The sequence below is a fragment of the Zarconia navalis LEGE 11467 genome (genome assembly GCF_015207075.1).
GTDB classification, from domain to species: Bacteria; Cyanobacteriota; Cyanobacteriia; order Cyanobacteriales; family Geitlerinemataceae; genus Zarconia; species Zarconia navalis.
The window spans coordinates 1-8,955 of record NZ_JADEXN010000180.1 but is presented as its reverse complement, the minus strand read 5'-3'; the positions used below and the strand labels follow the sequence as shown (position 1 = coordinate 8,955).

7 protein-coding genes are annotated in these 8,955 nt (G+C 53.0%); 3 read left to right on the top strand and 4 right to left on the bottom strand.

All coding sequences use genetic code 11. The features are described from left to right. Together IQ235_RS11170 and IQ235_RS11165 are read left to right on the top strand one after the other, a co-directional pair. A partial coding sequence (locus tag IQ235_RS11170; RefSeq protein ID WP_264321541.1) for an MBL fold metallo-hydrolase occupies positions 1 to 1,176 on the top strand: 1,176 nt, incomplete at its 5' end. Positions 1,177 to 1,757: 581 nt separating this feature from the next. Further along, the gene (locus IQ235_RS11165) at positions 1,758 to 2,516 is read left to right on the top strand and encodes a phycobilisome rod-core linker polypeptide (RefSeq protein ID WP_264321540.1); all 759 of its coding nucleotides are present in this window, start codon (positions 1,758 to 1,760) and stop codon (positions 2,514 to 2,516) included. Between the two features lie 135 nt (positions 2,517 to 2,651). On the opposite strand, the gene IQ235_RS11160 is transcribed toward IQ235_RS11165, so the two are convergent. Together IQ235_RS11160 and lepB are read right to left on the bottom strand one after the other, a co-directional pair. After that, the gene (locus tag IQ235_RS11160; RefSeq protein WP_264321542.1) at positions 2,652 to 3,581 is read right to left on the bottom strand and encodes an RluA family pseudouridine synthase; all 930 of its coding nucleotides are present in this window, start codon (positions 3,579 to 3,581) and stop codon (positions 2,652 to 2,654) included. A gap of 108 nt (positions 3,582 to 3,689) precedes the next feature. Continuing rightward, a complete protein-coding gene (lepB, locus tag IQ235_RS11155) occupies positions 3,690 to 4,415 on the bottom strand; it encodes a signal peptidase I (RefSeq protein WP_264321539.1) in 726 nt (241 codons plus the stop codon). A gap of 99 nt (positions 4,416 to 4,514) precedes the next feature. Here lepB and IQ235_RS11150 point away from each other — a divergent pair, with 99 nt between their 5' ends. Further along, positions 4,515 to 5,855 (top strand): dihydroorotase, encoded by a 1,341-nt coding sequence (locus IQ235_RS11150; RefSeq protein ID WP_264321538.1) that lies wholly within the window; start codon positions 4,515 to 4,517, stop codon positions 5,853 to 5,855. Between the two features lie 96 nt (positions 5,856 to 5,951). On the opposite strand, the gene IQ235_RS11145 is transcribed toward IQ235_RS11150, so the two are convergent. Next, on the bottom strand, positions 5,952 to 8,360 hold the full coding sequence (locus tag IQ235_RS11145; protein WP_264321537.1) for a DUF4231 domain-containing protein: 2,409 nt from the start codon (positions 8,358 to 8,360) through the stop codon (positions 5,952 to 5,954). 99 nt (positions 8,361 to 8,459) lie between these two features. Then, the coding region (locus tag IQ235_RS11140) for a hypothetical protein (RefSeq protein WP_264321536.1) at positions 8,460 to 8,955 on the bottom strand (496 nt) is incomplete at its 5' end.

Here is an 8,955-nt window from a genome sequence, read left to right as displayed (position 1 = left end):
ACGCTAACTTATACCCTCACCTACACGGGAGATTTTTTACTTTCCAACTCCCGTCTGGTGGAAGGATTGCCCTTAGAAGAATTGCGAGGTTCCTCCCCCGACGTGCTGTTTGTCGAGGGCAGTTACGGAACCGCCCGATATCCCCGACGGCGCACCCAAGAGAACCAACTTGCCGAACGCATCGATCGAGCCATCGGCGATGGCGAGTCGATTTTGCTGCCCGTCCCCCCTCTAGGATTGGCACAAGAACTGCTAATGCTGTTGCGTTCCCACCATCACTTTACCGGGCGGGACATCGATATTTGGGTAGATGGTACAGTTGCTGCCGGATGCGATGCCTATCTCGATATTCTGCCGCAATTACCCATTGCCGTCCAAAACTTTGCCCGCCACCAACCCTTATTTTGGGACGATCGCATTCGTCCTCGGATGCGACGGCTAGTCGATGACCATCGATGGATGCTTGGCAATACCCCGTCGATCGTATTAGCCCCAGAAACTGCCGATATCCGCCAATATACGCACTCGGAATCCGGTTCTTGGTTGGTATTGTGCCAGCAGCATCCCGGTTGTCCCCTCCCGCTAGAAACCTGGGACTGGCAACCTCCAGACAACATCCAAATCGAAACCTACGTCCTCAGCGAACATTGCGATAGTTCCGGAACCACTCAAGCCATTCACAACATTCGCCCCCAACACATTGTTTTCGTTCACGGGTCTCCCACCTATCTGGCCGATCTGACAAATTTAGAAGAACTGCGAAACCGCTACCAAGTCCACTGTCCGGCGAACGGTCTCCTCGTTGAATTGCCGGTGCGGGAGAAATTCGTCAAGGTGGAACAGTCTGAAACCCACTACGAAGGGGAGTTAACGGAGTTCGATCGCGCCGTCACCATTACCTTACCAGAGTCGATTACGACCGATCCGCGATGGCCCAATTTTGCCGATACAGGCCTGATCGAAACGCGCTGGCAAGGGGACGAACTGGTGCTGCGAGGCATTCCCCAACGAGAACTCATTCACCAAAGCCGAGATCGTCCCATTCCCTTCGATCTGCCCTGTTGTGCCAACTGCATTCACTGTCGGGGACAGCAATGCTGGAATCAAGCATCTCCTCTGTTTGGGTTTAAGGTTACTCCAGACGGCAGTTGTCTGGTTTTTGAGGGAATTGAGTAGTAGTCTGTCAATTTAGCTTTAAGGGGGGATTTTTTCCCAGGCTGCCCTCGGGCATTCCCTTGCTAGGTCACCGTTTCGACAGAGCTGTTGACTAGATGACACTCTCGCGACTCAACGGAAAATTCTTTCTTCGTCGCGCGACCCCAACTTAATCCCCAAGCCTTAGATCGGGTTAGACTCCGGCTTCACAAACCGCGTACTTTATCAGCACGGGAAAGTCTGTCGGGTTCCTCGAAATGACGATTCCGATTAGCGCTCGAAGTGAAGGCGATCGCATTACGAAATATTGCGAAATATTGACGAGCATTATTACAGATTGTTACTTTCGCTCATAAAAATGAGATAAGTATTAACGCAATCCCCTAATCTGAAGGTTAGTTTGCGCGATCGCGCAGAGGGTACGCACGTGTAACTTTGCCGGGAAGATCGAGCCTTGAGATAGAGGTTGAGATTTCTAGCATCTCCAGTGGCGCGAAGCGCCGAGCTTACCCTTGAGGGGAAAAGACAATTGGAAAAGTTGCACCAGGCGTTTATCATTCAAAACGCTAAAGTTTTCAGGAAAAGATTACGGAGAAATTAACGTGGCAATTCCTTTACTAAATTACACACCCGTCAGTCAGAACGTGCGGGTCAACGGCTATGAAGTTCCGACCGAAGAACAGCCTAAAATCTACGATGCAGAGAATTTACCTGCGGGTGGAACTTGGGATGAACTGATTTGGGCTGCTTATCGCCAAATTTTTAGCGAACACCAAATTCTTAAGAGCAATCGTCAAAAGTTTTTAGAATCCCAGCTCAAAGACGGTCGTCTGACCGTGCGCGAGTTCATCCGAGGTCTGGTGCTATCGGACCCGTTCCGGCGGTACAATTTTGAAACCAATAGCAACTATCGCTTTGTCGAAATTTGCGTGCAGCGGGTGTTGGGTCGCGACGTGTATAGCGAGCGCGAAAAAATTGCTTGGTCGATCGTAATTGTCAACGAAGGCATCCAAGGCTTCATTGATATGCTACTCAACAGCGACGAGTACTTGGAAAACTACGGTGACACGATCGTCCCGTATCAGCGGCGGCGGAATTTGCCCCAGCGCGCTACCGGTGAAACGCCGTTTAATCTGAAGACACCTCGTTACGGGGAATATCACCGTTCTATTTTGGGCTTCCCCCAAGCGGTATGGCAGAATCAGATTCGCCGCTACACGCCCCAAGAGAAGCAGCCCAAAGCTGGCAGCCCCGAGCTATATATGAATATGGCTCGTTCCGTCAACGCTCAACCGAGCAATACCGGACGGGTACAGACTCAAACCATGAATTACATGAACATGGTGCCCCGTCGCGGCTAAGCCGAGCAGTACATCGGCAAGTAGAAGCCGGGAAAATTGTTAGCTTCCCAGGGTTCTAATTGCCTGAGATGGTGAGTTCGATAGAGAGGCGATCGCCCGCAGACGATCTCCTTTTTATTGGACTCACCTTTGTGTTTAGGGATATTTTTGGCGAAGGCGCAGAATATTTAGCAATTTTGCAAACGCTTCGGGTAGGGGTGCCTTCGCTTCAATGGTTTCCCCCGAGAGGGGATGTTGCAGGGTCAGTTTCCAGGCGTGCAGAGCTTGACCGGGAAGATTGACTCCCAGGGATTTTCCAGAGCTATAAACCCGATCGCCGACGATCGGATGTCCGAGATGGGCGCTGTGAACTCGAATTTGATGGGTGCGCCCGGTATCGAGGCGGAACTGCATTAGGGTATAGTTTCCCAAACGTTCCTGGATTTGCCAGTGGGTGCGGGCGTAGCGTCCGCCGCGATCTTCGGAGACGATCGCCATTTTTTTGCGATCGACCCGGTGGCGACCGATGGGCTGCTCGATGGTGCCGGATTCGCTGCTCGGTGCGCCGTAAACCACACCCAGGTACTCCCGGCGGGCGGTTTTGGTTTTGAGTTGGGCTTGGAGGTGTTCGTGGGCGAGATCGGTTTTGGCGATCGCGATCGCCCCGGTGGTATCTTTGTCCAATCGGTGGACGATGCCCGGACGACGCACGCCCCCAATTCCGGCCAGGGTATCGCAATGAGCCAACAGCGCGTTGACGAGGGTATCGTTCTCGTGTCCCGGTGCGGGATGCACCACCAGTCCTGCAGGTTTGTTAACGATTGCCATCTGGTCGTCTTCGTAGAGGATATCTAAGGGCAAATCGAGGGGTTCGAGTTCCAGGGATTGAGGGGGCGGGATTTCCACTTCGAGCCGATCTCCCGGTTGGACGGCAATCTTTTTCGAGGTGCAGATGCGATCGTTGAGGCGCACCCGTCCGCCATCGATGAGTTGTTGGATGCGCGATCGCGACACGTCTGCCAATCGATCGGCTAAGAAGCGATCGAGGCGCTGCCCCCCGGTGTCTGCGGATATTGCTGTTTTCATCAGTTCAAAAGCCAGTTTAAAATCCGATCGCGCATCCGATGCCAACGGCACTTTTCGTTCGCGATCGAATTTTATCGCCTTAACAATTTTTTTCTTTCTCGACCCACATTATTTTGATTCTGTTAAGTAAGAGGGGCGATCGATGCCTCCAACTCGCTGAATCGGCCAGAACCGCACCACCGCCCGACCGATCGTTTCATTGCGCTCCACGACTCCCCAGCAACGACTGTCGTAGCTATTATTGCGATTGTCCCCCATCACCAAATAAGAATCCGCTGGAACCACTGCTTCCCAAACTTCCGTATCCCCTCTTTGCTTTTGAGTGAAATAAGGAGGATTCGTGCGGCACACATCAACGCGGGTTCCCCGAGAGAGTCCTGGAACTTCATCCCAAGTCGGATCGGAAGCGTGGGCGACATAGGGTTCGTCGAGGAATTCTCCATTAGCGTAAACCCGTCCGTCGACGATCTCGATTTTGTCTCCCGGAAGCCCGATGATACGCTTGATAAATGCTTCCTTAAAACCCTCTTGCTGAAGTTGAACCGTCGGTTTGAACACGACGATATCACCGCGTTGGATATCGGAGAAACGATAGCCGATTTTATCGATCATCAGCCGATCGTTAATTTGCAGCGTGGGCAGCATCGAACCCGTGGGAATGTAGCGTGCTTCAGCCACAAACGTCCGAATGCCGAACGCGAGAACCGCACTAAGCCCCAAAGTTTTTAAAATCTCCAGCCAGGTATTTTCTTCAACTGGATGAGAGTTGGCCGAGATTCGAGCGGCTTCCGATTGGGGATCTGACTCGGAAATGCGATCGGGCTGCTGGGTCATATAGCGTCAGGAGAGAAAGAATTACGAAACGATAAAAATTCGACTCTAGTATTTGTCCTCTAGTATACTCGCAAGCATCAAACCCCGATCGGAACGTTTATGTCATCTTCTACACCTATTCCTGAGCCTCTGCTCGTTCGCCGCGCCCGCATCTTGATGCCTGACGGAGAATTTCTCGTGGGGGACGTTCTACTCGCACAGGGCAAAATCGAGCGAGTGGAACCCGAAATTTCGATCGCCTCAGATGAAGAGGTTCGAGAAATAGACGCTGCCGGATTGACATTGTTGCCGGGGGTTATCGATCCCCAGGTGCATTTTCGCGAACCGGGACTCGAACATAAAGAAGACTTATTTACCGCCAGTTGCGCCTGTGCCAAAGGCGGTGTCACCTCGTTTCTAGAGATGCCCAACACCCGGCCGCCCACCATTACCCAGGCGGTACTCGACGATAAGTTGCAGCGCGCGGCGAGTAAATGTTTGGTCAATTACGGCTTTTTTATCGGGGCGACGGCAGACAATCTCCCGGATTTGCGAACGGCTAAGCCCGCCTGCGGGATTAAAATTTTTATGGGGTCGATGAAAGGACCGCTGTGGGTGGGGGAAGAAGAAGCTCTCGATGCCATTTTTTCACAGGGCGATCGCCTAATTGCCGTCCATGCCGAAGACCAAGCCCGCATCGAACAGCGCCGCGAGGAATTTGCCGGACAAACCGACCCAGCGGTGCATTCCCAAATTCAGGATAGTACAGCGGCGCTGATGGCGACTCAGTTGGCGTTGCGATTGTCGAAGAAGTATCGGCGGCGGTTGCATATTTTGCACCTCTCCACCGGAGAAGAAGCCCAGTTTTTGCGTCAAGATAAGCCGGAATGGGTCACCGCAGAAGTAACCCCCCAACATTTACTGCTCAATACCGAGGCGTATGCCACCTTGGGGACCAAAGCGCAGATGAATCCCCCCTTGCGATCGCCCGAAAATAACGAAGTGCTGTGGCAGGCGCTACTCGATGGGGTCATCGACTTCATCGCCACGGATCACGCCCCCCATACCCTCGAAGAAAAAGGGAAAACCTATCCCAATACTCCCTCGGGAATGCCAGGGGTAGAAACCTCCTTACCGTTGATGCTCACTCAGGCAATGCAAGGTCGTTGTACGATCGCCCAAGTGTCGAACTGGATGTCAACGGCAGTAGCAAAAGCGTATCAAATTCCCAATAAAGGGGTCATCTCCCCAGGTTACGATGCGGATTTAATCTTGGTCGATCTAGAAAATTATCGTCCGGTGGAAGCCAAGAATTTATCGACCAAATGTGGCTGGAGTCCCTTTGAAGGGTGGAATCTGACGGGATGGCCCGTGGTGACGGTCGTTGGGGGGAAAGTCGCCTACGAAAAGGGGCAGTTGCACACAGAGGTGCGGGGTGAAGCACTGCAATTTTCACAGTGACATTTTTTCCCTCAACAAGATAGAAGAGAAATGGTTTTCTCTTCCATTCAGATGACCCGGCGATCGCCCCACAAATTTTCCGTGGCAAGGGGTTTCTCAAATCCCGAATACTGACTTTGCGGCTTGCAAATAGCGACAGCGATCGTCAAAGCCATTGAGACCACCGTTAATGACTCGGGTGACCGTTTCGACGTCATCTTTATCGGCATCCGGATTCAGTTTATTGTTATCCCAGAACCAGCCAGCCGCAATCACGGCATAGGGAGCTTGTGCCACCATCTCAGATTGAGACACAAAATCCAGATTCATCGCCTGAGAAAATTTTTCGTAGTTTGCCCGTCCGGTCAGTTGAATTAATCCGCGTCCCTTAAATCGGACACCATCGCCCGGTTGAGTGTTGCCCAGGTCATCCCGTCCTTCGTAGTCTTCGCCGGAAGCATATTCTTCCATGGCGTTGAAACTGTCGGACTCGTGGGCAACTTGGGCAATGAAATGACAGATCCGCAGAGGCGTATTGATTTGGAAGCGATCGAAGGTTTCATTAAGACCGGGGGTGAGTTCCCGCAGGCGATTGGCATCGGCATTCGGAGCGATCTGAATCAGTTGCTCGACCGTGATGTATTGCCCGGTCGTCGCCGTACCCGGTGCAGTCGCCGCAAAAGCCACTCCCATTTGGGGTTGGGGTGGGGCTGATGCCATCGTTGCCGTTTGAGCCGGTGCAGTTCGGGCCGGCAAACCCGGTATGGGGTTATCGTAGAAAAGCCTCCCCCAGCCGTCTTTTGGACCCCCTACCGTCCACCGGGACTCGATGACATTGCGGGGATAGGTCAATCCGCCACCCTCTTCCGTCGCATAACCGTCTAACAAGTCGCCGTAGGGATCGTTGACAATGTAATCGCCGTTCGCAGTGCGACCGATAACGACAATCATATGTCCGCCACCAGACGGTGCTTCAAGAGGTCCGTGATGCAGGATACCAATCACGATCGGCAGTCCACTAGCAAGGGACTCGTCGAGATCCTCAAGACCGAGATTAGTATTCCAAGTAGATTTAATCCCCACATCTACGAGTGCTTGGGTTTGGACACCATGATCGGTGGTATCGCCATACTTAACGACATACTGCTGATAGAAATCATCATCCCCGGTAATATTAGCACCCAGGTACTTTGCCACCATGGCACAACTGGACGTGTTGCAGGTTCTATAGGGATCTATCTCATTGTCTCGTTGCGAGAAATGGGGAACGGCAAGTTTTATCTCACCATTACTTGCTGGAGCTGGGGCTGGAGCTGGGGCCGGAGCTGGGGCTGGAGCCGGAGCCGGAGCCGGAGGAGCTACACCCATGCTGGAAGTTTGGAAGCCGTTGGGAGCTGTGCCCATCGCCGGAGCGGGGGGAGCAGGAGGAGCTATGCCCATCGTCGGAGTGGGCAAACTATTGGGAGCTGCGCCCATCATTGGAGCCGTGGCGGTAGGAGGAGCTACACCCATGCTGGAAGTTTGGAAGCCGTTGGGAGCTGCGCCCATCGCCGGAGCCGTTGCATTGGGATTCATGGCATTGGGGTACATCGCCGGAGCCGTTGCATACCCGTTACTGCCGAGAACTTCGACATGAGGTGCCCAGACAAACCAGACATTGCGATTTTCGGGACCTAGTCCTCGAACGAGGGTCACTTGACCGAAATTATTGCCTGCATTGACATAGGACTGCAAGCCGAACGTATTGCCATTGCCGATCCGAATCTTATAGTTATCCGGCAGAGACTGCGCTGGTTGGGGAGCGAGAGTGAAGTCCGTATCCTGACGAACGCGGAGCATACCCGCAGCCCCCGCAGCCGGAAGAGCTGCCCGAGCCACAGGTGCAGCCGGGGCAACCGGAAACGGTTGAGGAGGTGGGGGGGGCTTGGGTCTGGCAAACAGTTTTTCATCCTCAGCTACGGCGTTGGCTGACTTGAGGATTTGTTTGATTTGCTCGTTTTCTGCGGTTTGCTGCTGCTGCAACGCGGCAACGTAGTTTTTCACATCGTCTTTGATCACACTTTCCACCCGGTTGGCAAAAGTGGCATAACCCTCCATGTGGTTGAGTAGGCTTTCGTAGGAACCGGTTAATTGTAGGTATTGCCAGCCCTCCCCTTTGAGTTCTTCTGCCATTTTTCGATAATCCCGCCAGCGATCGCCATAACGATGAAACTCTTCGAGGGCCGCACTGACGGCAATCACCTGACTCATGAAAAAGGGAACGTAGGGAAACCATTCGGGGAGTTCCTCTTTGAGTTGCATGTTCAACCCCACCAAAGCCGGCAGAATCACCCCACCGATAATCGTCGTCAGGCGCAACCGATAATGCCACTTGCGGGATTGACCGGCTTTTTTATCGGCCCATACCACCTGATCGATCCAACGCTGTTTGAGAGACTGTTTGTACAAAGAAGGTAATTGTAACTGTTCGACCAAATCTCCAAGTTCTGCACGCAAGTATTGTTCGTAGGTTTTCTTCTTAGCCATGGCGATATGTTCGCGAAGGTTAGTCGTGTATCAATTTTTAATGGATGGGGTGTTGTTGAGTTCCGCGCTTGGACGCTGCCGAATTCTTACCGTCTGCGCTCATTGCAGCAGACGGTAAATGACACTCGCGCCACCGTATTGCTCGTACCAACCATCAAAATCTGCATCGCTTTCCCACGAAAAAGAAGCGCTACCAGAAGAGTTGGAGAGAACTCGACTACAGCCATCGGTCAGCCCAACCCCAATATGAGCTTCTCCAGCGGCAATCACCAAATCCCCGGCTTTTGCGGTTTCTTTGGATACCTGTTGTCCCCGCCCCTGTTGCAGCGCACTCAGTACTGCAGGAACGTAGTTAGGATTTTCCCCAATGGATTGAATGCCAGCGTTCTCCAACACTTTATTCATCATCCAACCACAGGCATTCACGCCGCCATCGGGACCCTCGGCACTAGACATATCTCGCAGTTCGAGTGCTGAGGTAAGGATGCGGGCATTGAGGTCGTTGGCGATCGCTGGCGGTTGCACCGGTGGCGGCTGCATGGGGGGATTTCCATAGGATGCAGGTTGAGTGACCGGCGGTTGCACCGGTGGCGGC

Coding starts and splice junctions, on each gene's coding strand:
- IQ235_RS11150 (WP_264321538.1), top strand. CDS start 4,515: ATGTCATCTTCTACACCTATTCCTGAGCCTCTGCTCGTTCGCCGCGCC.
- IQ235_RS11160 (WP_264321542.1), bottom strand. CDS start 3,581: ATGAAAACAGCAATATCCGCAGACACCGGGGGGCAGCGCCTCGATCGC.
- IQ235_RS11145 (WP_264321537.1), bottom strand. CDS start 8,360: ATGGCTAAGAAGAAAACCTACGAACAATACTTGCGTGCAGAACTTGGA.
- lepB (WP_264321539.1), bottom strand. CDS start 4,415: ATGACCCAGCAGCCCGATCGCATTTCCGAGTCAGATCCCCAATCGGAA.